Source organism: Mixta sp. BE291, assembly GCF_031457955.1.
In the GTDB taxonomy this organism is placed as follows: domain Bacteria; phylum Pseudomonadota; class Gammaproteobacteria; order Enterobacterales; family Enterobacteriaceae; genus Mixta.
This window is the reverse complement of record NZ_JAVDXN010000005.1, coordinates 244,497-267,474: the sequence shown is the minus strand read 5'-3', so window position 1 is coordinate 267,474 and position 22,978 is coordinate 244,497. Positions and strand designations below refer to the sequence as shown.

General features: G+C 55.5%; 22 protein-coding genes and 1 other annotated feature. Of the genes, 10 read left to right on the top strand and 12 right to left on the bottom strand.

The window, feature by feature from the left end:
• Positions 1 to 82 precede the first annotated feature (82 nt).
• Both J2X14_RS13795 and ybaK read left to right on the top strand, forming a co-directional pair.
• Positions 83 to 883: a TraB/GumN family protein gene (locus tag J2X14_RS13795; RefSeq protein WP_352411759.1), complete on the top strand. Its 801-nt coding sequence runs from the start codon at positions 83 to 85 to the stop codon at positions 881 to 883.
• Between the two features lie 165 nt (positions 884 to 1,048).
• Entirely contained in the window at positions 1,049 to 1,528 is a 480-nt protein-coding gene (gene ybaK / locus J2X14_RS13790) for a Cys-tRNA(Pro)/Cys-tRNA(Cys) deacylase YbaK (protein WP_352411758.1), read from the top strand.
• On the opposite strand, the gene J2X14_RS13785 is transcribed toward ybaK, so the two are convergent.
• Complete coding sequence (locus J2X14_RS13785; RefSeq protein WP_352411886.1) at positions 1,525 to 2,391, bottom strand: LysR family transcriptional regulator; 867 nt, start codon at positions 2,389 to 2,391, stop codon at positions 1,525 to 1,527. The two genes, ybaK and J2X14_RS13785, sit on opposite strands and share 4 nt — an antisense overlap.
• Before the next feature lie 123 nt (positions 2,392 to 2,514).
• On the opposite strand from J2X14_RS13785, the gene J2X14_RS13780 reads away from it, so the two are divergent.
• The gene (locus tag J2X14_RS13780) at positions 2,515 to 2,946 is read left to right on the top strand and encodes a multidrug/biocide efflux PACE transporter (RefSeq protein ID WP_352411757.1); all 432 of its coding nucleotides are present in this window, start codon (positions 2,515 to 2,517) and stop codon (positions 2,944 to 2,946) included.
• A 35-nt stretch (positions 2,947 to 2,981) separates the two neighbouring features.
• Here J2X14_RS13780 and ushA read toward each other — a convergent pair whose 3' ends face one another.
• Positions 2,982 to 4,712, bottom strand: a complete 1,731-nt coding sequence (gene ushA, locus J2X14_RS13775; protein ID WP_352411885.1) for a bifunctional UDP-sugar hydrolase/5'-nucleotidase UshA — start codon at positions 4,710 to 4,712, stop codon at positions 2,982 to 2,984.
• A gap of 486 nt (positions 4,713 to 5,198) precedes the next feature.
• Between ushA and ybaL the strand changes: the two genes are divergently transcribed.
• The gene (gene ybaL / locus J2X14_RS13770) at positions 5,199 to 6,890 is read left to right on the top strand and encodes a YbaL family putative K(+) efflux transporter (RefSeq protein ID WP_352411756.1); all 1,692 of its coding nucleotides are present in this window, start codon (positions 5,199 to 5,201) and stop codon (positions 6,888 to 6,890) included.
• 33 nt (positions 6,891 to 6,923) lie between these two features.
• Here ybaL and J2X14_RS13765 read toward each other — a convergent pair whose 3' ends face one another.
• The 9 genes from J2X14_RS13765 to J2X14_RS13725 form a co-directional block, all read right to left on the bottom strand.
• Entirely contained in the window at positions 6,924 to 8,228 is a 1,305-nt protein-coding gene (locus J2X14_RS13765; RefSeq protein WP_352411755.1) for an inosine/guanosine kinase, read from the bottom strand.
• Between the two features lie 56 nt (positions 8,229 to 8,284).
• A complete protein-coding gene (gene hemH, locus J2X14_RS13760) occupies positions 8,285 to 9,244 on the bottom strand; it encodes a ferrochelatase (RefSeq protein ID WP_352411754.1) in 960 nt (319 codons plus the stop codon).
• Between the two features lie 232 nt (positions 9,245 to 9,476).
• Positions 9,477 to 10,121: an adenylate kinase gene (gene adk, locus J2X14_RS13755; RefSeq protein ID WP_352411753.1), complete on the bottom strand. Its 645-nt coding sequence runs from the start codon at positions 10,119 to 10,121 to the stop codon at positions 9,477 to 9,479.
• Positions 10,122 to 10,366: 245 nt separating this feature from the next.
• Complete coding sequence (gene htpG / locus J2X14_RS13750; RefSeq protein ID WP_352411752.1) at positions 10,367 to 12,235, bottom strand: molecular chaperone HtpG; 1,869 nt, start codon at positions 12,233 to 12,235, stop codon at positions 10,367 to 10,369.
• 103 nt (positions 12,236 to 12,338) lie between these two features.
• A complete protein-coding gene (recR, locus tag J2X14_RS13745) occupies positions 12,339 to 12,944 on the bottom strand; it encodes a recombination mediator RecR (protein WP_352411751.1) in 606 nt (201 codons plus the stop codon).
• Positions 12,944 to 13,273, bottom strand: coding sequence for a YbaB/EbfC family nucleoid-associated protein (locus J2X14_RS13740; protein WP_352411750.1), 330 nt, complete (start codon positions 13,271 to 13,273; stop codon positions 12,944 to 12,946). Before J2X14_RS13740 ends, recR begins: the two co-directional genes overlap by 1 nt.
• A gap of 52 nt (positions 13,274 to 13,325) precedes the next feature.
• Positions 13,326 to 15,269: a DNA polymerase III subunit gamma/tau gene (gene dnaX, locus J2X14_RS13735; RefSeq protein WP_352411749.1), complete on the bottom strand. Its 1,944-nt coding sequence runs from the start codon at positions 15,267 to 15,269 to the stop codon at positions 13,326 to 13,328.
• Positions 13,923 to 13,984, bottom strand: a sequence feature (DnaX frameshifting element). It overlaps the preceding gene by 62 nt.
• Positions 15,270 to 15,348: 79 nt before the next feature.
• Positions 15,349 to 15,900 carry an adenine phosphoribosyltransferase gene (gene apt, locus J2X14_RS13730; protein ID WP_352411748.1) on the bottom strand — a complete coding sequence of 184 codons (552 nt, stop codon included), beginning with the start codon at positions 15,898 to 15,900 and terminating at the stop codon, positions 15,349 to 15,351.
• A gap of 217 nt (positions 15,901 to 16,117) precedes the next feature.
• Positions 16,118 to 16,495, bottom strand: coding sequence for a DUF454 family protein (locus J2X14_RS13725; protein ID WP_352411747.1), 378 nt, complete (start codon positions 16,493 to 16,495; stop codon positions 16,118 to 16,120).
• A gap of 130 nt (positions 16,496 to 16,625) precedes the next feature.
• On the opposite strand from J2X14_RS13725, the gene J2X14_RS13720 reads away from it, so the two are divergent.
• Both J2X14_RS13720 and rsmS read left to right on the top strand, forming a co-directional pair.
• Positions 16,626 to 16,868 (top strand): GlsB/YeaQ/YmgE family stress response membrane protein, encoded by a 243-nt coding sequence (locus J2X14_RS13720; RefSeq protein WP_352411746.1) that lies wholly within the window; start codon positions 16,626 to 16,628, stop codon positions 16,866 to 16,868.
• Positions 16,869 to 16,878: 10 nt separating this feature from the next.
• Entirely contained in the window at positions 16,879 to 17,034 is a 156-nt protein-coding gene (gene rsmS / locus J2X14_RS13715; protein ID WP_352411745.1) for a pleiotropic regulatory protein RsmS, read from the top strand.
• A 4-nt stretch (positions 17,035 to 17,038) separates the two neighbouring features.
• On the opposite strand, the gene acrR is transcribed toward rsmS, so the two are convergent.
• Positions 17,039 to 17,692: a multidrug efflux transporter transcriptional repressor AcrR gene (gene acrR, locus J2X14_RS13710; protein ID WP_352411744.1), complete on the bottom strand. Its 654-nt coding sequence runs from the start codon at positions 17,690 to 17,692 to the stop codon at positions 17,039 to 17,041.
• A 140-nt stretch (positions 17,693 to 17,832) separates the two neighbouring features.
• On the opposite strand from acrR, the gene J2X14_RS13705 reads away from it, so the two are divergent.
• The 4 genes from J2X14_RS13705 (at position 17,833) to ykgO (ending at position 22,809) form a co-directional block, all read left to right on the top strand.
• Entirely contained in the window at positions 17,833 to 19,029 is a 1,197-nt protein-coding gene (locus J2X14_RS13705) for an efflux RND transporter periplasmic adaptor subunit (RefSeq protein ID WP_352411743.1), read from the top strand.
• Positions 19,030 to 19,046: 17 nt separating this feature from the next.
• Positions 19,047 to 22,196, top strand: coding sequence for an efflux RND transporter permease subunit (locus J2X14_RS13700; RefSeq protein ID WP_352411742.1), 3,150 nt, complete (start codon positions 19,047 to 19,049; stop codon positions 22,194 to 22,196).
• A 200-nt stretch (positions 22,197 to 22,396) separates the two neighbouring features.
• Entirely contained in the window at positions 22,397 to 22,654 is a 258-nt protein-coding gene (locus tag J2X14_RS13695) for a type B 50S ribosomal protein L31 (RefSeq protein WP_352411741.1), read from the top strand.
• Positions 22,655 to 22,668: 14 nt separating this feature from the next.
• On the top strand, positions 22,669 to 22,809 hold the full coding sequence (gene ykgO / locus J2X14_RS13690; protein WP_352411740.1) for a type B 50S ribosomal protein L36: 141 nt from the start codon (positions 22,669 to 22,671) through the stop codon (positions 22,807 to 22,809).
• The last annotated feature ends 169 nt before the right edge of the window (positions 22,810 to 22,978 follow it).

Genomic DNA, 22,978 nt, shown 5'->3' with positions numbered 1-22,978 from the left:
GAAAGAAGTCAGCGCTTTCGCCTGTTCATCGGTAAATGAAACCGCTAGCATGAGGGGTTTACTGGCGGCAAAGGGTGAAAGAATGGAGAGATGGCAGCACAACCTGACCACGCTGTTGCGCAGGCTGGTTCCGAAGCAGTATCGCTGGCCAGCCACGGATATCTGGCTGCCGGGCCGACAGCTGCATCTGGTGGGCAGTATTCATATGGGCACGCGCAATATGATGCCGCTGCCGCCAGCGCTGCTCACACTGCTGGAAAAGGCGGATGCCTTGATTGTTGAAGCCGATATCACCGGCAGCGCCTCGCCTTTCACCTATAACGAACCCCAGCCGCCGCTGGCGCAACGCCTGGATGCCGCAACGCTGCAGCAGCTGGAGCGGCTGTGCGACGAATTGAACCTGAGTCTGGCTCAGCTTGAGGCGTTGCCGTTGTGGCAAATCGCGCTGATGCTGCAGGCGCAACAGGCGCAGCGGCTGGGTCTGCGCCCCGATTACGGTATCGATTATCAGCTGTTGCAGGCGGCGCACGCGCAGGGTCGGCGCATTATTGAACTGGAAGGCGCCAGCGAGCAGCTCGATATTCTTAAAACCCTGCCGGAAGATGGCGAGTCGCTGCTGGCCGATACGCTGGAGCACTGGCACACCAACGCGCGCCTGTTGCAGACCATGATCAGCTGGTGGCTGGAAAAGCCGCCGCCGCAGAGCCGCACCGCATTGCCGACCACCTTCAGCACTGAGCTAAACGATCTGCTGATGCGCCAGCGCAATCAGCGCTGGAACAGGCTGTTGCGGGATCTGCCGCCGGGGCGTTATGTTGTGGCAGTTGGCGCGCTGCACCTGTATGGCGAAAATAATCTGCCGGATCTGTTAAAGCGCAGATAAAAAAAAGGCCAATATTGCTATCGGCCCGTCAAAGAGGAATGTGTTTATGATTTTGGTTATTAATCAGCCATTGCATAGCTGACACGCGGCAATTTTCTCTCAAAGCCTGCAATTTAACCAGCGCTATTTTTCACCAGATTCATTTTTCATTGTCAGGAAAAGATCATGACACCCGCAATAAAACTGCTGAAAAAGAAAAAAATCCCTTTTACGCTGCATCCCTATCAACATGACAGCAACGAGACGCACTTCGGCGATGAGGCGGTGCGTAAGCTGAACCTGAACCCACAGCAGGTTTATAAAACGCTGCTGGTGGCGCTTAACGGTGATGCCAAACAGCTGGCCGTGGCGGTGACGCCGGTCGCCAGCCAGCTCGATTTGAAAAAAGTGGCAAAGGCGTTGGGCGCTAAAAAGGCAGAAATGGCCGATCCACAGCTGGCGCAGCGCGTTACCGGTTATTTGATTGGCGGCATCAGCCCGCTGGGGCAAAAAAAACGCCTGCCGACGGTGATCGATAGCCAGGCGGCCGCCTTCCCCACCATTTTTATTTCAGGCGGCAAACGCGGCCTGGATATCGAACTGGCGGCGGGCGATCTGGCGGCGCTGTTAGAGGCGAGCCTGGTGGATATTGCGCGGCAGGATTAGGCGCGCTGCGCGCAGAGCTGATCGATCATCCAGCGCCCCGCGGGTCCCGGTGGGGTGCGGGTTGACCAGACGGCGTCCACCGCAATATTCTGCGGCCAGCCCGCCACCGGCAGCATACGCAAGACGCCATGACCAAACTGCTCCACCAGCCAGCGCGGCAGAATCGACCAGCCAAACCCCTGCTCCGCCATCTCCAGCAGCAGCAAATAGGAAGGCGCCGACCAGACCTGACCGCAGGAAATACTTTCCCTGACGCCAGCCCAGGTATTCAGCTTTAATTGCCGGATCTGCGCCAGTTCCGCCTGGCTGACTGCCTGCCGGGCAACCAGCGGATGATCGCGATGAATAAACACCGCCATTTGCGCCTGCACCTGCAAACGCGAGGCGGCGATGGTCACCGGTAACGCCGACTGTACGCGAATCACGCCCAGATGAATGCGGTTGCTTTGCAGCAGATCGATAACGTCCTCATCTTCGGCAATCATGCATTCAAACTCAATGTGCGGATAGCGCGCGGCAAAACGCTTCAGCAGCTGTTCATGATGATCCGCCTGCCAGAAATCGGAAATCGCCATACTGAGGCGCGGTTCGCTATCGTGTGATAAGCGCACCGCCAGTTCATCAAGCCGCTGGCTGGCCGCCAGGATCTCCTGAACCTGACGCAGCGCTCGCGCCCCCGCCTCGGTCAGCACCGGTTCACGCCCGGCGCGATGAAACAGCTTAAATCCCAGATCCGCTTCCAGATTAGCAATCGCGGCACTCACCGTAGACTGGCTTTTCCCCAGCGCACGCGCGGCCGCTGAAAAAGAGCCTTTTTCGACTGTCTCAACGAAAGCCTGTAATGATTCCGGTGAATAACGCATCGTTCTATCGCTTTTTCCGATGGGAGATAGTTTCATTCTATCTCAGAAAAGCCGGAAAATGGGCGTCAGCTTATTACCGGCCTGCATTTCAGGCGTAATAAGACCGATTTTAAAGGAGATATTATGCAGACCCGTTCGTTTAAAGAACGCTTATTACATGCGGTAGGTTTTGAGGCGCTGGCGATTTTGATGGTTTCGCCGCTGGCCGCAGCGGTGATGAACAAACCGCTTTTTCAGATGGGCGCGGTGGCGCTGGCGCTTTCCACTATCGCTATGGTGTGGAACATTATTTATAACGCTGTGTTTGACCGGCTCTTTCCACGCGATCGGGTCAAGCGCGGGCTGTGGCTACGTATTATGCATGCTCTCTGTTTTGAGGGCGGCTTTATTATTATCGGCCTGCCGGTGGCCTCAATGATGCTGGGCATCGGGCTGCTGCAGGCCTTTATGCTGGAGGTCGGTTTCTTTCTGTTCTTCCTGCCCTACACGGTGGTTTATAACTGGGTATGGGATAAGCTGCGGGAAAAATGGCGGGCGCCCTGCCATAGCGCATAAATTCAGGCCCGCCGGTGGCAACGGCGGGCCTGCGGTTACTCTTTACCGCTGAACCAGGCCAGAATCATCTGGGGATAGCTGCGTCGGCGGCTCTCCTGCTGCTCCAGTTTCTCTTTCTCCGCCGCGCTACGATAGATAATTTCCCCTTTCGGCGCATAGGCGTCTGCCTTCAACGGTGAGTGCTGTTCGATATACTGCTTCAGCACTTCCGCATCGACAAAACCGGTATTCACAAAACTCGGTAACGTATTGATCACCGGATAACCATCGCCGCCGTTGGCGTTAAAGCTCAGCGTCGCCATGCGGTAGGTTTTGTCCGCCTGGAGCGGCTCGCCGTTGATTTTTACCGCGCTCACGCCCTGTCCGTCAGCGATCAGGCTCACGTTGGCAAACTGCGCATAGGCACCGGAATCCACCTGCTTATTCGCTACCACCGCCAGATATTTTTCGACCTCGCTGCCTTTCATCTCTACCCAGCAGACCGTATTGCCGAACGGCTGAACCTTAAGCACATCTTTGTAGCTGATCGAACCCGCTTCGATAGAATCGCGCACGCCGCCGCCGCTCATCACGGCAAAGTCCGCTTTGGTGCGGTCGATTTGCGCAGCCAGCAGCAGGCGCGCCAGATTGGTCTGCACAAAGCGAACTTTATTGCGATCCCCTTCCAGCCGCGCGTCAACGCTGCCGACCTGCACATTCAGCTGCGCTTCGCCCTTTTTCTGGAAAGGCGTTAACAGCTTCATCATGGCGCTGTTTGGCAAGATCTCCTGCTGGTAGTTAATCCACTCATCTTTCCCTGCGCTGTTCTTGATCTTGTGCTTCAGGTTAACCGGGATCAGCTGATAATTTTCCAGCGTCAGTACGCCGTCGCTGAAGGTGAAATCGGCGCGGCCGACATATTTACCCCACTCATGCGCCTGGACAATCCAGGTGCCGTTCTGACGATCGGGCACGCAGGGCGAACCCGGCACATAATCGGCCTGCTTCTGATTATCCTGCGCCATGCACACCGGATCCTGCGAGTGACCGCCAACAATCAGATCGAGATAGCCACGCGGCAAGGCGCGCGCCATTTCCACATCGCCGGGCGCGTTAGAACCGTGCTTACCGTTGTCGTAATGGCCCATATGGGTAGCGGCAATAATGACGTCCGGCTTTTCCGTGGCGCGTAACGTTTCCACCGCCTGCTTCGCTTCGCTGGCGGGAGAGCGGAACTCGATATCGGTCAGATATTCAGGATTGCCGATTTTGGCGGTGTCGTCGGTTGTCAGGCCGATAACCGCTATTTTCAGGCCCATTCGGTTAAACAGCGCCCAGGGCTGAAACAGGCGCTGGCCGCTGCTTTTCTGATAAATATTCGCCGAGAGCAAAGGAAACTTGGCCCACTTTTGCTGCTGGCGCAGCACGGAAAGCGGATTATCGAACTCATGGTTACCGATAGCCATGGCATCATAGCCAACCAGATTCATGCCGCGAAAATCGGGCTCTGCATCCTGCAGATCGGACTCCGGCACGCCGGTATTAATATCGCCGCCGGAGAGGATCAGTACCGCACCGCCGTGCGCCTGCACATCATAACGGATAGTGTCCATCAGCGTTTTCTGCGCCGCGAGGCCATATTCGCCCTGTTCGTTATGCCAGAAGCGTCCGTGATGATCGTTAGTATGCAGCACGGTAAATTTATAGACGCGACCCTTTTCCCATGCCTGCGCCTGCGATGAAAGCAGGCCCAGCGAGAGGATCCCGCCTATGATTAGAGGATTGATAAAACGCAACGTTATTCTCCTTGTCGACGCGATTTCCGGCTGAATCAGCCAGCGGCAGCCGGTTATTTGCTGCCATAATAGTACGGTAAGCCAGCAAATTTGTAACCCGTCGCGGTGCTTATCTGAGTGATGCCTGAAGAACAATAGCGCTGCGCCATAACGTATCTCGCTGCGCCCTGTTCTTTCCTCACAGGAAATTACCTGCGAAACAGCTGCCTTTTCATCTTTACAGGCTTTTACAGGCATTTCATTGCTTTAATATGACAGGTTAATCCTGTTTACGGCGCTATTCTTGCAATTTTGCAAAGCCAGGTAGCCTTACTCATCAAGCGTTACGCGACATAAGTAAAAAAAATGGCGCTCATTGCCTTTTTTTTAGAGGTTCCGCACTTTTTTCGCTTTCTAAGCATTTATTTTCAGACTGCCGCCCCTATATTGTTTTACACTGGTTACAACCGGACACAGTTACAAACAGAAGGAGAACGCATGCATCACAGCACCCCGCTGATCACCACCATCGTCGGAGGCCTTGTCCTCGCCTTTCTCCTGGGAATGCTCGCCAGTAGGCTACGCATTTCTCCTCTGGTGGGCTATTTGCTGGCGGGCGTTCTGTCAGGTCCTTTTACGCCGGGTTTCGTGGCGGATATGGGGTTGGCGCAGGAGCTGGCAGAGCTGGGCGTTATCCTGCTGATGTTTGGTGTCGGGCTACACTTCTCATTTAAAGATCTGATGGCGGTCAAAAAAATCGCCATTCCCGGCGCGATTGCGCAAATCACCGTGGCGACGCTTTTGGGGATGGGCCTGAGCATGGCGCTGGGCTGGGAATGGATGACCGGGCTGGTGTTTGGTCTCTGTCTTTCTACCGCCAGTACCGTGGTGCTGCTGCGCGCGCTGGAAGAGCGACAGCTGATCGATACGCAGCGCGGCCAGATTGCTATAGGCTGGCTGATTGTTGAAGATTTAGTCATGGTGCTGACGCTGGTGCTGCTGCCTGCTATCGCCAGCATGATGGAAAAAGGCAACGCCAGCTTTACGCTGCTGGCATGGGATATGTTGTTTACCATCGGTAAAGTCGCGGCCTTTATGGTGCTGATGATGGTGGTGGGCCGTCGGGTCGTCCCGTGGATTTTGGCGCGCAGCGCCGCCACCGGTTCACGCGAACTGTTTACGCTGTCGGTGCTGGCGCTGGCGCTGGGCATCGCCTTTGGCGCGGTAGAGTTTTTTGACGCCTCCTTTGCGCTGGGCGCCTTTTTCGCCGGTATGGTGCTGAATGAGTCGGAACTGAGCCATCGCGCCGCACATGATACGCTGCCGCTGCGCGATGCCTTTGCCGTACTATTTTTCGTTTCGGTGGGCATGCTGTTCGATCCGATGATCCTGGTTCAGCAGCCGCTGGCGGTGCTGGGCGTATTAGCGATTATCGTGTTTGGTAAATCGGTGGCGGCCTGGCTGCTGGTAACGCTGCTCGGCCATTCACGGCGCACGGCGCTGACCATCTCCGTTAGCCTGGCGCAGATCGGCGAGTTCGCCTTTATTCTTGCCGGACTCGGTATTTCGCTGGATATGCTCAGCGATGAAGGCCGTAACCTGGTGCTGGCGGGCGCCATTCTGTCGATTATGCTTAACCCGATTCTGTTTACGCTGCTGGAACGCTTTCTGGAAAAAAGTGAAAATTTCGAAGAGCAGAGCATGGAAGAGGCCACGGAAGAAGAGAAACAGATTCCGGTTAATATCTGCAACCATGCGGTGATTGTCGGTTACGGTCGCGTTGGTAGCCTGGTAGGCAAGCTGCTGGTGGAAGCTGAAGTGCCTATCGTGGTGGTTGAGAACTCTCGTCCGCGTGTCGAAGCGCTGCGTGAGCAAGGCATCAGAGCCATTCTGGGCAATGCTGCGCGTGCTGAAACCATGGAGCTGGCGCGGCTGGACTGCGCACGCTGGCTGCTGATGAGCATACCCAACGGCTATGAGGCGGGCGAAATTATCGCCGCGGCGCGTGAAAAACATCCACATCTGGAGATTATCGCCCGCGCGCATTATGACGACGAAGTGCACTATATCCTTGAGCGCGGTGCCGATAATGTGATCATGGGCGAACGCGAAATCGCTAACAGTATGCTGGCGATGCTGAAAGCTGGACTGGAAGCGCAGCCCATCCTCAATCCGCATCACCCTTCCTGAATAACCAGCGCGGCATCACGCCGCGCTGCTTTTTTACCGCTCCCAGTAAGCCTCTTCCAGGCTATCTTCCCGTTCCGGCAGGCCGCGCGTCAAACGCGGCGAATGCTGATTCAGCACCTGATAGCTTACGCGGTTAGCATATTTACACACCTGAGAGAGCGAAGAATAGGTCAGGTAGTTGCGGGCATGCTTGCTGGAGTTAGGCACGTTGTTGCGGTGATAGCTGTTTGCGGTGATATCATGCAGCAGCGCCGCCAGCGCGCCGTCGCCCGCGCCGTTGGTGTTCATGATCTTCTCCGGCCCGCCCATATAGGGCGCAATGTGCGAGTAGATCCGCAGCGGCTGCTGACAATCCTGATAGCGCATCGCACGGCTGAACTCATACTGGTTAAATTCTGCAATCGCACCGGGCAACAGCGGCAGGTTGGTTTGACGCTTTGCGCTCTCTTCGGTGTAGCCCGCCATATAAAGCCCGTTGGGGCCTGCGGTACACAGCACCAGATCCACCCACTCCAGCGCTTTATCCGCCGCCTGTAGCGGATCGGCATAGCCGGTCAGCTCCAGCCCTTCCTCTTCGTTCATCGCCAGAATGGAAACGTGCTCGCGCAGGAAGTCTCGCCAGAACTGCGGGTTTTCAGCGATAACATGCTTGGTTCCCAGCGTCAGCACCACCGGCACGTTGTACTGTTTCGCCCAGGCGACCGCCTGCATGGTCGCTTCCGGCATCGGTTCTCCGGCTTTGCAACGCACCAGATAAGAGGTCAGCACCAGCGCCGACGCGCCCGCGATCACCTCTTCAGGAATACTTTCCGGACGCAGCTGGTTCATCATGCCGGGGCTGATAGCGAAAGTACGTTCGCCGTTATCGCCGATCAGCGTAAAGCAGCGGCCAATCGCGCCGTCCACGCCCTGCAGATAGTTAAGATCGGTACGGCTTGAGGTATTACAGAGATAGCGATAGGCGTAGCCGCCAATCTGCACGTTATTACACATCACGCCCAGCAGCACCGAACGGTCATCGGCCAGCACCGAGTAGTTATGCATGGTATTGCCGATGGTGCCACCAGCAAACTGGTGGGTGATCAAATTTTCCCGCATCAGCTCGGCGTAGAGCGCATCCGCCACCTCATCTTCAATCACCAGCGAGTGACCCACGCTCAGCCCATAACGCGCCACAAAAGCGTTATCCACTTTTGCTTCAATATCAACCAGCGTTTGATCGATGCCGACGATCCAGCTGGTGCTGGTTTCCGTTTCCGGTTGCACCGGCTGTAACAGCGGATCGCGAGTGTTGACGGGAAAATAGTGTTTGGATTTGCGTTGGCCGGGAAATTTCATGATTGATAGCTTCAGAATAAACAGGCGGAGAATGATACCACACTCCCCGCCGTTACTCAGCGATGCGCGTTCACCAGCGCCAGCATCATATCGATGTGAGCAGCGTCATCGTTCAGCGCCGGGATATATTCAAATTTCTCCCCGCCCGCGTGCATAAAGAACTCACAGTTTTGCTCACTGATCTCTTCCAGCGTCTCCAGGCAGTCAGAGGAGAAACCGGGACTCATGATCTGAATATGACGTACCCCTTTTGCCGGTAAACCGCGCATGGTTTCATCGGTGTAGGGGGTCAGCCACGGTTCACGCCCAAAGCGCGACTGGAACGTCATCATCACTTCGTTATCGCTCAGCCCCAGCGCACGCGTGAGCGCCTCGGTGGTATCGCGGCAGCGCTGCGGGTAATCGTCACCCTCATTGGCAAAGCGCTGCGGAATGCCATGATAGGACATCACCAGCAGATCGGGCTTGCCGTGCTGCGCAAAAGAGCGCTCAACCGACGCTTTCAGCGCGGCAATATAGGCCGGGTGCTCGGCGTAGTCGCGAATAAAATGCACGCTGGGCATCGAGCGGTAACCGGCGAAAACGCTGGTCAGGCCATCCCAAACCGCTGCCACCGTGGAGCAGGAGAATTGCGGATAGAGCGGCAGCACAATCAGCCGCGTAACGCCCTGCGCCATCAGGCTATCCATTGCGCTTTTCAGGCTGGGATTGCCATAGCTCATGCCCAGCTCAACGGGAATATCCAGCCTGGCGGCCAGCGCATCACGCTGACGTTTACTGAATACCATCAGCGGCGAGCCTTCTTCCATCCATACCGAGGCGTAAAGCTTCGATACGCGCGGAGAGCGGATCGGCAGAATGACGCCGTTCAGGATTGGCCACCAGAGCCAGCGCGGCGTATCTACCACACGCTTATCGCTGAGAAATTGTTTCAGATAGCGTTTAACCGCTGGCGTGGTTGGCGCATCGGGCGTACCCAGGTTGACCAGCAAGACGCCGGGTTTATCTTGCCTCATCGTATATCCCTGTTTTTTCAAATGGATTAACTTGTTTTACGCGCTGATTTTACCCTGGCGGAGAGAGATAAGCTCGCCGGAAAAACCTTTCCTTACAAGAGATGAAAACGCTTAGCGGCAAAGTATAGAGGAAAGCGCGCCGGATGGCGTGATGATGGCAAAGCGGGAGCGAAAAGAAAGGAGATCAGGGATATCCGGCAGATATCCCTGAGAGGGTCAGCAATGCTGTGCGTTAGCCGAGGATTGTCGCCAGTTCGGCGCTGACTTCGGCGACTTTACGCGTACCGTTGATTTTGTGGTACTGCGTATTGCCCGCCTGCGCTTCCTGCTGATAATAGGCCACCAGCGGCTCGGTCATTTCGTGATATTCCACCAGGCGCTTACGAACGGTCTCTTCCTGATCGTCTTTACGCGTGGTCAGCTCTTCGCCGGTGACATCATCTTTGCCTTCAACCTTCGGCGGGTTAAAGGTCACGTGATAGACGCGGCCTGACGGCGCATGCACGCGACGGCCAACGATACGCTCAACGATCAGTTCGTCAGGCACATCGAACTCCAGCACGCAGTCAATCTTGATACCGGCTTCTTTCATGGCATCGGCCTGCGGAATGGTGCGCGGGAAACCGTCCAGCAGGAAACCGTTGCGGCAGTCTTCCTGCGCAATACGCTCTTTTACCAGCGCGATAACCAGCTCATCGGTCACCAGTTTGCCTTCATCCATAATGGCTTTCGCCTGTTTGCCCAGCTCCGTACCGGCTTTAACCGCCGCACGTAACATGTCACCCGTGGAGATTTGCGGAATACCGTATTTCTCCATAATAAACTGAGCCTGTGTGCCCTTACCTGCGCCCGGTGCGCCGAGCAGAATAATACGCATTGCGTAAATCCCCTTGCGAATTCATGATCTAACCAGAAGGCCAAGAACATACCATTAAGCCCCGATCATCACAAGGAAACGGGGCTGGCAGCGGCTCTGGCAATAGTGAGTGCGTTACCTGCCGCTATCATCAACCGATTTATCCATAGGATCCAGCCTGACGGCAGGAAACCGCGCTTTTTCGGAATCCATGCTGCAAAAAAAAAGCCGACGCGCGGTCGGCTTTATGCTTGCGTCAATCCGGTTTAACCCAGCAGCAGCTGGTTCATACGACGAATAAACTGGTTTGGATCTTCCAGCGTACCGCGTTCAGCAAACAGCGCCTGATCAAGCAGCAGCTCCACCCATTCGGCAAAGCGCGCTTCATCCTGGGTATCCGCTGCGCGTTTCACCAGCGCGTGATCCGGGTTCAGCTCAAAGAGATATTTCACATCCGGCACCGCCTGTCCCGCTGCGGCGAACAGTTTGGCCATCTGCGTGCTCATTTCATTGGCCTCGGTGGTAACGATAGCAGGCGTGTCGGTCAGACGATGCGTCAGACGCACCTCTTTCACCCGGTCGCCCAGCAGCGTTTTCACGCGATCAACGAACGGCTCCAGCGCTTTTTCCGCTTCTTTCTGCGCGTCGTTCTCTTCGTCCGCCAGCTTGTCCAGCGTTTCGTCCGCTTTGCTGACCGACTGGAAGGTTTTACCGTCGAACTCGGTCAGGTAGCTCATCATCCATTCGTCGATACGATCGGAGAGCAGCAGCACCTCGATGCCTTTTTTACGGAACAGCTCCAGGTGCGGGCTGCTTTTCGCGGCGGCGTAGCTGTCGGCGGTGATGTAGTAAATCTTCTCCTGCCCTTCCACCATCCGGCTGACATACTCTTCCAGCGAGACGGTTTGCGTTGCGCCTTCGCTGCTGGTGGAAGCAAAGCGCAGCAGTTTGGCGATCGCCTGCTGGTTCGCATGATCTTCCGCCGGGCCTTCTTTCAACACCAGGCCGAACTCGCTCCAGAACTGCTGATATTTCTCAGCATCATCTTTCGCCAGTTTATCCAGCATCTGCAGAACGCGTTTGGTCAGCGCGCTGCGCAGGTTTTGCGTAATGCGGTTATCCTGCAGGATTTCACGCGAAACGTTTAACGGCAGGTCGTTGGAGTCGATCAGGCCGCGCACAAAGCGCAGGTAGTTCGGCATAAACTGTTCAGCGTCATCCATGATAAAGACGCGCTGCACATAGAGTTTCAGGCCATGTTTATGATCGCGGTTCCACATATCCCATGGCGCGCGCGCCGGGATATAGAGCAGGCTGGTATATTCCTGCTTGCCCTCAACGCGGTTGTGGCTCCAGGCCAGCGGCTCGCTGAAATCGTGCGCGATGTGCTTATAGAATTCGTTGTATTCGTCATCGCTGATCTCCGCTTTGTTGCGGGTCCACAGTGCCTGCGCCTTGTTGATTTTTTCCCAGCTGGTGGTGTCGCTCTCTTCATCTTTGGTTTCGATCTCCACCGGCAGCGCGATGTGATCGGAATATTTGCTGATGATATTGCGTACGCGCCAGCTGTCGAGGAACTCATCTTCGCCTTCACGCAGGTGCAGCGTGATTTCGGTACCGCGATCCGCTTTGGTCAGATCGTCGATGGTGTACTCGCCTTCGCCAGCAGATTCCCAGAACACGCCCTCTTCCGGCGCCGCTCCCGCAGCACGGGTACGCACGGTAACCTTATCGGCCACGATAAACGCCGAATAAAAGCCGACGCCGAACTGCCCAATCAGCTGGCTATCTTTCGCCTGATCGGAGCCAAGCGACTCAAGGAACGCTTTGGTGCCCGATTTAGCGATGGTGCCGAGGTTCTCGATCACTTCATCACGACGCATGCCGATGCCGTTATCGCTCAGCGTCAGCGTGCGGTTTTCCTTATCGACAGAAACCCGAACGCGCAGCTCGCCGTCGCCTTCATACAGATCCGGCGTGGAAAGTGCGCGAAAGCGCAGCTTGTCCGCCGCATCCGAGGCGTTGGAAATCAGCTCGCGCAGAAAGATCTCTTTATTCGAATAGAGGGAATGGATCATCAGGTGCAGAAGCTGTTTTACCTCTGACTGGAAACCACGCGTCTCTTGTCCTTTCATGTTTTGGCTACCTCAACTGAAACAGGTTTATCGAACGTTGAGGAAGAGATGGGGATGGGAAAAAGCTTTTCAAGCTGGCACATGCGAATGTGCCAGCAAGTGGTCAGTATTTAATCTTGTGGCGTCCGGCTAATGAATGCGACAGCGTGGTGCCATCGACCATTTCCAGCTCACCGCCAACCGGCACGCCGTGCGCGATGCGGCTGGCATCAACGCCGTACTGCGCGCAAAGTCCGGCGATATAGTTGGCCGTGGCCTCGCCTTCTACCGTGGGATTGGTCGCCAGGATCACTTCCTGAATGGCTTCTTTCTCCAGCCGCTGCTCAAGGCGATCCAGTCCGATATCCTGTGGGCCGATGCCGTCCAGCGGTGAAAGATGCCCCATCAGCACAAAGTAACGTCCGGCAAACTGCCCGGTTTGCTCGATGGCATGAATATCGGCCGGACTTTCCACCACACAGATTTGCCCGTTTTGCTGGCGACGCGGGTTCGCGCAAATGGTGCAAATTTCCTGTTCGGTAAAGGTGTGACAGTCCGTACAGTGACCAATCTCTGACATAGCGCGCGTAAGCGCCTGAGCCAGGCGCATGCCTCCGCTGCGATCGCGCTGCAACAGCTGAAACGCCATGCGCTGCGCTGATTTCGGGCCAACGCCCGGCAAGCAACGCAGCGCTTCCATTAGCGACTCCAGCAAAGGGCTGGTTTGCATCAGAACGGCATCTTAAAGCCCGGCGGCAGCTGCATGCCGGAGGAAACGGAAGACATCTTCTCCTGCTGCGCTTCGGCGATACGGCGCGCCGCATCGTTGAATGCCGCCGCAACCAGATCTTCCAGCATATCTTTGTCATCTTCCATCAGGCTGGGATCCACCTCGACGCGACGGCAGTTGTGCGCGCCGTTGATGGTGACTTTCACCAGGCCTGCGCCAGACTCGCCGGTAACTTCCATTTCAGCGATCTCTTGCTGTACCTGCTGCATTTTATCCTGCATCTGCTGGGCCTGTTTCATCAGGTTGCCCAAACCGCCTTTACCAAACATAGTCTTCTCTCTTTGCTCAGGCCGCGTAAGCCGTTACCGGTTATGCGGCGATTCAAACGGGGCGAATACTCTCCTCATCCAGATCGGCGTCAAAAAAGCGACGCAGCGTCTGAATATGGCTATCCGCAATGATGGCCTGACGCGCCTGCGTCAGTTTTTCTTCATAAATCTTCTGACGCCACTCCAGAGGCGTCAATATCGCAGGATTATCATCTTCAATGATAGTCAATTCAACCGACTTGCCGCTGGCGTTGCTTAATGCCTCGGTTAATACCTGCTGCGCTGAAGCGGAGTTAAGATGGCGCTGGCTGCTGCGTAAATGCAGGCAAATGCCCTGCGCCGTCTGCTCTTTCCAGGCGTTGAGCGCCAGCTGCTGCACCAGCTTCGGCAGCGTCAGCGTGGCGATTTCCGCCGCCCAGGCATCGCGCTCCAGCGCTTCCTCGGCCAGCCTTGCGGCCAGCTCCGGCGTTTTTTCATGCTCCAGCGCGGAACGCAGCGCTTTTGGCGTCGCTACCGGCGGTGCTTCGCTTTCCGTTGCCGTATGCTGCGCTTTCCAGCGGTAGGCTTCTTTCTTCGCGGGCGCTGCCGGTTCCGTTGCTGGTCGTTTGGCGACACGCTCCGTTACCTGAGCGAGACGTTCCAGCGCCGAGCCTGCCGGCCGCGCATGTTGCGCTGCCGGCTCACTCTTTTTTGTTTTGTTCGCTCCCTGCTGGCGCAACAGCTGCGTTCGCGCCTGCAGTAGCTGGCTGGTGGTATCGGGCAACGGCGGCTCCGGCGTGCCGGAAGCCATTGTCGGAGGTGCTTTCGCTGCTTCCGGGGCGGAAAACGCGGCGGCAGCGGCAGACGGCGGCGCCTGCACGTTAGGCTGCGGCGTCATTACCGGACGCGTTACCGGCTCGGCAATCTCCACCTGCGGATGAAACGCCAGCGCACGCAACAGGGTCATTTCAACGCCCATGCGGCGATCGGGCGCCAGCGGCAGCTCTTTGCGCCCCATTAAAATGGTTTGATAATAGAGCTGTACATCGGCGGGTGGCACCACGCGCGCCAGCTCGCGCAGGCGCTGCTCAACCCCGGCATACTCTTCGCTGAGCGCAGTCGGCAACAGTTGGATCATGGCGATACGGTGCAACAGGCGCAGCATCTCAACCAGCAGCGCCTCCCACTCCACGCCACGGCTGGCCGCCTGTTGCAGCAGCGCCATGGTTTGCTGCCCGTCGGCGGCGGCTAAGGCTTCAATCAACGCCAGCGGCTGATCGTCATCCAGCGTGCCCAGCATCGCCGCGACGCTCTCAGTGGTGACCTGCCCTTCTCCGCTGGCGATCGCCTGATCGGTCAGGCTCAGCGCATCGCGCATACTGCCATCCGCCGCGCGTGACAGCAGCTGTAATGCGCGCAGCTCTGCCGGAATATTTTCCTGCTCCAGCACATATTCCAGCTGCTGACGAATTTGATCGACATCCAGCGCTTTAAGATGGAATTGCAGGCAGCGGGAAAGAATGGTCACCGGCAGCTTTTGCGGATCGGTGGTCGCCAGCAGGAATTTAACGTGCGCTGGCGGCTCCTCCAGCGTTTTCAACAGCGCGTTGAAGCTGTGACGCGACAGCATATGTACTTCATCGATCAGATAGACTTTAAAACGGCCGCGCGCGGGCGCGTACTGCACGTTATCCAGCAGATCGCGGGTGTCTTCAACTTTGGTGCGCGAGGCGGCATCGATTTCAATCAGATCGACAAAGCGACCCTGTTCAATTTCGCGACAGTTATCGCAGACGCCGCACGGCGTGGCAGTAATGCCGGTTTCGCAATTGAGCCCTTTGGCCAGCAAACGCGCAATGGTGGTCTTCCCGACGCCTCGGGTGCCGGAAAAAAGATAAGCGTGGTGGATGCGTCCCAGCGACAGTCCGTTCGCCAGCGCAGTCAAGACATGCTCCTGACCAACGACATCGGAAAACGCTTGTGGACGCCACTTGCGGGCAAGGACCTGATAACTCATTCGTTCACAAGATGTGTTGAAAACCAGTGGGACATGCTAACACAGCCCCGCCGCTACGGCGAGGCTGAAGGCGGGAAACTCAGTGGCCCGGGAAGGAGACCAGGCTGTAGCAATCGATACCCAGCGCATTGAGGCGGGCTTCGCCATTTAAATCGAACAGATTGATGACAAAAGCGGCGTCTTTAACCTCGCCACCGGCGCGGCGGATCAGCTTAACGGTGGCTTCAATCGTACCGCCGGTCGCCAGCAGATCGTCCACCACCAGCACCACGTCGCCCGGCTTAATCGCATCGCGATGCAGCTCAAGCTGGTCGCTGCCATATTCCAGATCGTAGGTTTCGCTGAAGGTTTCACGCGGCAGCTTGCCAGGCTTGCGCACGGGCACGAAGCCAACGCCCAATCCCAACGCTACCGGTGCGCCAAACAAGAAGCCACGCGCCTCGGTACCCACTACCTTGGTGATTCCCCGATCGCGAAAGCGTTCAATGAACAGATCAATCGTTGTGGTGAAAGCGCGCGGATCTTCAAGCAAGCTGGTGACATCACGAAACAGGATACCCGGCTTCGGATAATCCGGTACGCTTTTAATACTGTCTTTAAGAAATTCAAGCTGCTGTGCAGTCGCGGTCATAATGTTATGCCTGGTGAATACTAAACTGACTCGCGCAGCTTCGCCTTACGCTGACGGATAATTCCGCAGACGCAAAAGAATAAATTCAGGGAAGCCACGCACGAAAACGAACAAATCTAAGCAAACCGCAGGACAAATGCAACTCCGATTGCCATGTCGGCAGTTTAAGTGTTTGAAAATCGATAAGCTAAAAAGTTAATTTATACATTTAACGCGGTTAATCGTGTTTATTTTCCGCTTCGACCACCGGCATACGCCACATAAACAGCAATAACAGCGCCAACATGCCCAGCAGCATAATGCGCAGCCAGACGATCTTTACCAGCCAGATCGAGAGCGCAAACGTGCAGATAATCAGCAGCATGGCGCGTAGCTTTACCCCAGGCGGCAGGGCGCGATGCTGTTGCCAGTGGCGAATATAGGCGCCAAACCAGGAACGATAGAGCAGCCAGTCATGAAAACGCGGCGAGGAACGGGCGAAACACCAGGCGGCCAGCAAAATAAAAGGTGTAGTCGGCAACAGCGGCAACACCACGCCCAGCGTGCCCAGTACGATAGCCAACCAGCCAATAATAAGTAAGATAATGCGCTGCATGCCCTGCCCCGTGAAAAAACTACCGGGATCACTTTATCACAGCAGGCTGACTGTACTGCAGCCGCTGGCAGGCTATTTTATCTATTGTTATTTACCGTTTTGCAATCAGCGCTTAATTAAGGACATCACAATGGGATTATTATCCTGGCTCGTTATTGGTTTGCTGGTGGGGCTGGTCGCGGGCAAGTTACTACCGGGCCGCAGCAGCTGGCTGCCAACGCTGATTTTAGCCACTATCGGCGCCCTGGTCGGCGGCTATATTAGCGTGTATTTTAACTGGGGAACGCTGGCAAACCTGCATCCGCGCGCGCTGTTGCTGGCGCTGGCGGGCGCGTTACTGCTGGTCGCGGTAGCGCGCGTGATACGACGTTAAGGAGCAAACTATGTCGCTGGAAGGCGCCTCTGATGAAGTTAAACTGGCGGTTGATCTGATTATGCTGCTGGAACAACACGCGATCCCGCCGGAAACCGTGCTGGCGGCGCTGGAAATTGTGCGCCGCGATTTTGAAAAAAAAAGGCAGATGCCGCAGCCTGGCTAAGCGCCTAACAAGCCTGGCCCACAGCCGACGGGCGCAGGCTGGGGCAGGTTTTCAGCATATCAATCAGCGTTTCGACCAGGATCGGCGCATCCTGCTCAAGATCGAAGCTATCCGGCATAAACAGCCAGTTTTCCATAATGCCGGTAATATAGCCGCGAATAATAATGGCCGCCCGCCGCATATTCAGCTCGGCAGGCAGCTGGCCCAGCGCAATGCAGTGGCTCAGCGACTGTTCTATCTTTTCATAACATTCAAGGTAAAGATTTTGCTGCATAATTTGTAACGGCAGCATCTCCCCGACAAACTCACATTTATGAAAGATAATTTCCAGCAGTGAACGCCGCCGCGGGTCACTGGCCAGCGCTTCAAAAACATAGCGCAGCATGGCGCGCAGCACAGAAAGTGGATCGTCTGGGTATTTTGCCCGATACTCTTGCTCAACGTCCTCCAGGCCTGACTCAGACTGCGCCCAGATCTCATTCAGCAGATCGGTCTTGTTTTTAAAATGCCAGTAGATAGCGCCGCGCGTTACGCCAGCCGCTGTGGCGATATCAGCCAGTGAGGTCGCTGAAACACCGAATTCTGAAAAGCGGGCGATGGCGGCGTCAAGAATTTGATGCCGTGTTTCAAGGGCTTGCTGTTTGGTTTTTCGTGCCATAGTGAGTGCTTTTACCAAGCGGCAGATTTACATACATTTGCGAATGTATGTAACATAGCATGACCACAATTTAAACGCAGCAATGGCTCAACGGTTTGTGATCCATTGACCAACCGATATTGAACAATCGAGGTTGATTTATGAAAAATAACAGAGGGTTAACGCCTCTGGCGGCCGTCCTGATGCTTTCAGGCAGCTTTTTGCTAACAGGATGTGATGATAAATCCCAGCAGGAAGGCCAGCAGCAGCAAGCGCCTGAAGTTGGCGTAATAACGCTGAAAAGCGAACCGTTGAAAATCACCACTGAATTACCGGGAAGAACCTCCGCCTTCCGCGTGGCGGAAGTACGCCCGCAGGTTTCTGGCATTATTCTGAAACGCAATTTTGTTGAAGGCACCGATATTAAAGCGGGAGAATCGCTCTATCAGATCGACCCGGCACCTTATCAGGCCGCTTATAACAGCGCGAAAGGCGATCTGGCGCAGGCGCAGGCCAACGCGCAAATCGCTGCGGTAACGGTAAAACGTTATCAGCCGCTGCTGGGAACAAAATATATTAGCCAGCAGGATTACGATCAGGCGATGGCCACCCAGAGCCAGACCGCCGCCGCCGTGGCGGTTGCGAAGGCGAATGTGGAAACGGCGCGCATCAATCTCGCCTACACCAAGGTCACCTCACCCATTAGCGGCCGTATCGGTAAATCCGCTGTTACCGAAGGCGCGCTGGTGCAAACCGGGCAAACCACCGCTCTGGCTACCGTACAACAGCTCGATCCCATGTATGTCGATGTCACGCAGTCCAGCGATGAATATCTGCGTCTGCGTAAAGAGCTGGAGTCGGGCCAGTTAAAGCAAACCGATGGCAAAGCCAACGTGACGCTGATGATGCCTGATGGTAGCGAATATCAGCAGCCAGGTACCCTGGAATTCTCTGATGTTAGCGTTGATGAAACCACCGGCTCGATTACGCTGCGTGCGGTCTTCCCGAATAAGGATCAACGTCTGCTGCCAGGCATGTTCGTGCGTGCGCGTCTGGAAGAAGGCACCAATCCAAACGCTATCCTGGTTCCGCAACAGGCGGTCGCCCGCACGCCAACCGGTCAGGCTACGGTGATGGTGGTCGGTCAGGATAATAAAGTGGCCGTGCGTAACGTGACCGCTCAGCAGGCAATTGGTGATAAGTGGCTGGTAACCCAGGGCGTACAGGCTGGCGATCGCGTTATTTCGGTCGGCATTCAGCGTGCCAAACCGGGCGCACAGGTCACGCCGCAGGAAGTAACAGATGATGCGAAAGCGGATCAACAGCCGCAAACGCAATCTGAAAAACCTCAGTCTTAAACAGGAGCCACTGATACATGGCTAAGTTCTTTATCGATCGCCCCATATTTGCGTGGGTAATCGCCATCATTATCATGTTGGCGGGTGCGCTATCGATTCTTAAGCTGCCGATTGAGCAATATCCCAACGTTGCTCCCGTAGCGGTACAGATTAGCGCAAACTATCCAGGGGCGGATGCGAAAACGTTGCAGGACTCAGTAACCCAGGTTATTGAGCAGAACATGAACGGTATTGATGGACTGATGTATATGTCCTCCAATAGCGATTCATCCGGCTCGTTGCAGCTTACCCTCTCTTTCCAGTCCGGTACGGATGCGGATATCGCGCAGGTACAGGTGCAGAACAAATTGCAGCTGGCGATGCCGCTGCTGCCGCAGGAAGTGCAGCAACAGGGGATTCAGGTTGAAAAATCCTCCAGCAGCTTCCTGATGGTAGCGGGCTTTGTGAGTGAAGATGGCAGCATGACGCAGAATGATATTGCGGATTTTGTCTCTTCCAACATCAAAGACCCGATCAGCCGTACCACCGGCGTGGGCGACACGCAGCTGTTCGGTGCGCAGTACGCTATGCGTATCTGGATGGACCCGCATAAGCTGAATAACTATCAGCTGACGCCGGTTGACGTGGTCAACGCGATTTCTACGCAGAACGCCCAGGTGGCGGCCGGTCAGTTAGGCGGTACGCCGCCGGTGAAAGGCCAACAGCTGAATGCGTCGATCATCGCGCAAACGCGTCTGACCTCGACGGAAGAGTTCGGTAAAATTTTACTGAAAGTGAATCCGGATGGCTCACAGGTGCGTCTGCGTGACGTGGCAACCATTGAACTGGGCGGTGAAAACTATGAAATCATCGCGCGCTTTAACGGTCAGCCTGCTTCCGGTCTCGGTATTAAGCTGGCAACCGGCGCTAACGCGCTGGATACGGCCGATGCGGTAAAAGCCGAGCTGTCGCGCCTCTCCCCCACTTTCCCTGCCGGGCTGAAGGTGGTTTACCCTTACGACACCACGCCGTTTGTTAAGATCTCAATCTTTGAGGTAGTAAAAACGCTGTTTGAAGCCATCGTGCTGGTGTTCCTGGTGATGTACTTGTTCCTGCAAAACTTCCGCGCCACGCTGATCCCAACGATCGCCGTGCCGGTGGTGCTGTTAGGCACTTTCGCCATTATTAACGCGTTCGGCTACTCGATAAACACCCTGACGATGTTCGGGATGGTGTTGGCTATCGGCCTGTTGGTGGATGATGCCATCGTGGTGGTGGAAAACGTTGAGCGCGTGATGGCTGAGGAAGGGCTGTCGCCAAAAGAGGCGACGCGTAAATCGATGGGGCAGATCCAGGGCGCGCTGGTCGGTATTGCGCTGGTTCTTTCCGCCGTATTTATTCCCATGGCCTTCTTCGGCGGCTCGACCGGGGTTATCTATCGTCAGTTCTCCATTACGATTGTGTCGGCAATGGTGCTGTCGGTTATCGTCGCGTTGATTCTGACCCCTGCGCTTTGCGCCACCATGCTGAAACCGATCAAAAAAGGCGAACATGGTAAAACCACCGGTTTCTTCGGCTGGTTTAACCGCCTGTTTGATAACAGCACTAACCACTATGTGGATAGCGTCGGGCATATCGTGCGCAGTACCGGTCGTTATCTGCTGCTCTACTTGCTGATTGTGATCGGTATGGCGGTGCTGTTTATGCGTCTGCCGACCTCGTTCCTGCCGGAAGAGGACCAGGGCCTGCTGTTGACCCAGGCTCAGCTGCCTGCCGGTGCCACACAGGAGCGTACGCAGAAGGTGCTGGATCAGGTTTCTGACTATTATCTGACCAAAGAGAAAGCTAACGTTCAGTCGGTCTTTACGGTTAACGGCTTCGGCTTTGCCGGTCGTGGACAGAACACCGGTATCGCCTTCGTCAGCCTGAAACCGTGGGAAGAACGCGGCGGTGAAGAAAACAAGGTGCCCGCTATTGCCGGTCGCGCCATGCAGGCGCTGGGCGCGATTAAAGATGCCATGGTCATTCCGTTTAACCTGCCAGCCATTATCGAACTGGGTAACGCAACCGGCTTCGACTTTGAGCTGATCGATCAGGCTAACCTGGGACATGACAAGCTGATGCAGGCGCGTAATCAGCTGCTGGGCATGGTGGCACAGCATCCTGATACGTTAGTCGGCGTACGCCCTAACGGTCTGGAAGATACGCCGCAGTACAAGCTGACGGTTGATCAGGAAAAGGCTCAGGCGCTGGGCGTCTCCATTTCCGATATCAACACCACGCTGGGTGCCGCCTGGGGTGGCTCGTACGTTAACGACTTTATCGATCGTGGCCGTGTGAAAAAAGTGTATGTGATGGGTAAAGCCAACTCACGTATGCTGCCGGACGACATTAATAAATGGTATGTACGCGCCTCGAATGGCGAAATGGTGCCTTTCTCAGCCTTCTCTTCGGCGCAGTGGCAATATGGTTCGCCGCGTCTGGAGCGCTATAACGGCCTGCCATCCATGGAGATTCTGGGTCAGCCAGCGCCGGGCCGCAGTTCGGGCGATGCGATGGCGATGATGGAAGAGCTTGCGTCGCAGTTGCCGCAGGGCATTGGCTATGACTGGACTGGCATGTCCTATCAGGAACGTCTCTCCGGTAACCAGGCGCCTGCGCTCTATGCCATCTCGCTGATTGTGGTGTTCCTGTGTCTGGCGGCGCTCTATGAGAGCTGGTCAGTCCCTTTCGCCGTTATGCTGGTGGTGCCGTTAGGGGTTATTGGTGCCCTGATCTTTACCACGCTGCGCGGCCTGAGTAACGACGTCTACTTTGTGGTCGGCCTGTTGACCACGGTGGGGCTGTCGGCGAAAAACGCCATCCTGATTGTCGAGTTCGCCAAAGATCTGATGGAGAAAGAAGGCAAAGGATTGATAGAGGCAACGCTGGAAGCAACCCGTATGCGTCTGCGTCCTATCCTGATGACCTCTCTGGCGTTTATTCTCGGCGTGCTGCCGTTGGCTATCAGTACTGGCGCAGGTTCTGGCGCACAGAACGCGGTAGGTACTGGCGTAATGGGTGGTATGGTTACCGCTACCGTTCTGGCGATCTTCTTTGTGCCGGTGTTCTTTGTTGTGGTGCGTCGTCGCTTCAGCAAGAATAAAGAAGAGCTGGAAGAAGGCCATCCAGTAGAGCATCAACACTAATTAACGTCATACGTTATGCAGAGGCCACTTCGGTGGCCTCTTTTTTTGCCCGTTGTCAGCGTGTTAGCCCTTCCCTTTCGTGTTATCTCAGACAGGTTTCGGCCTGATCTCTTCGCCACTATTTCGTCCATTGCATAACCCCAATGAAAGGCGCATACTATGGAAATTGTTATGATATAACATATCAAGAAGGAGGCATTATGAAACCGGGTATCCATCCGCATTACCGTACCGTCGTGTTCCACGATACCAGCATCAATCACTATTTTAGAATCGGCTCGACGATCCAAACCGATCGCACGATTGAGATTGATGGTGAGACTTTCCCTTACGTGGCGTTAGATGTGTCGTCTGCTTCTCATCCTCACTATACGGGCAAGCAGAAAGATTACAGCCGTGAAGGCAGCTCAGCGCGCTTCAACCAACGTTATGGCCGTTTTTTTGGTAAGCATGATTAAGGAACGAAGAGGCTATGAAAGTTTTAAGTTCATTGCGCGCGGCTAAGTCACGCCATAAAGATTGTAAGGTAGTACGTCGACACGGTCGCGTATATGTCATTTGCAAAAGCAACCCACGCTTTAAAGCCGTTCAGGGCAGAAAGAAAAAACGTTAAACACATTGCAGGCTGGCAATTCCGCTGGCCTGATATAAACTTGTCTTGTTACCTCCTTTAAACCCCCAATTTTTTCAGGTGTAATAGAGCACGCTGGCGTTGCCTGCGGCCTTACCGTAAAAAAATTGTATCCTTTTATGTCGGTGAATCAGATTATCTACCCACGATT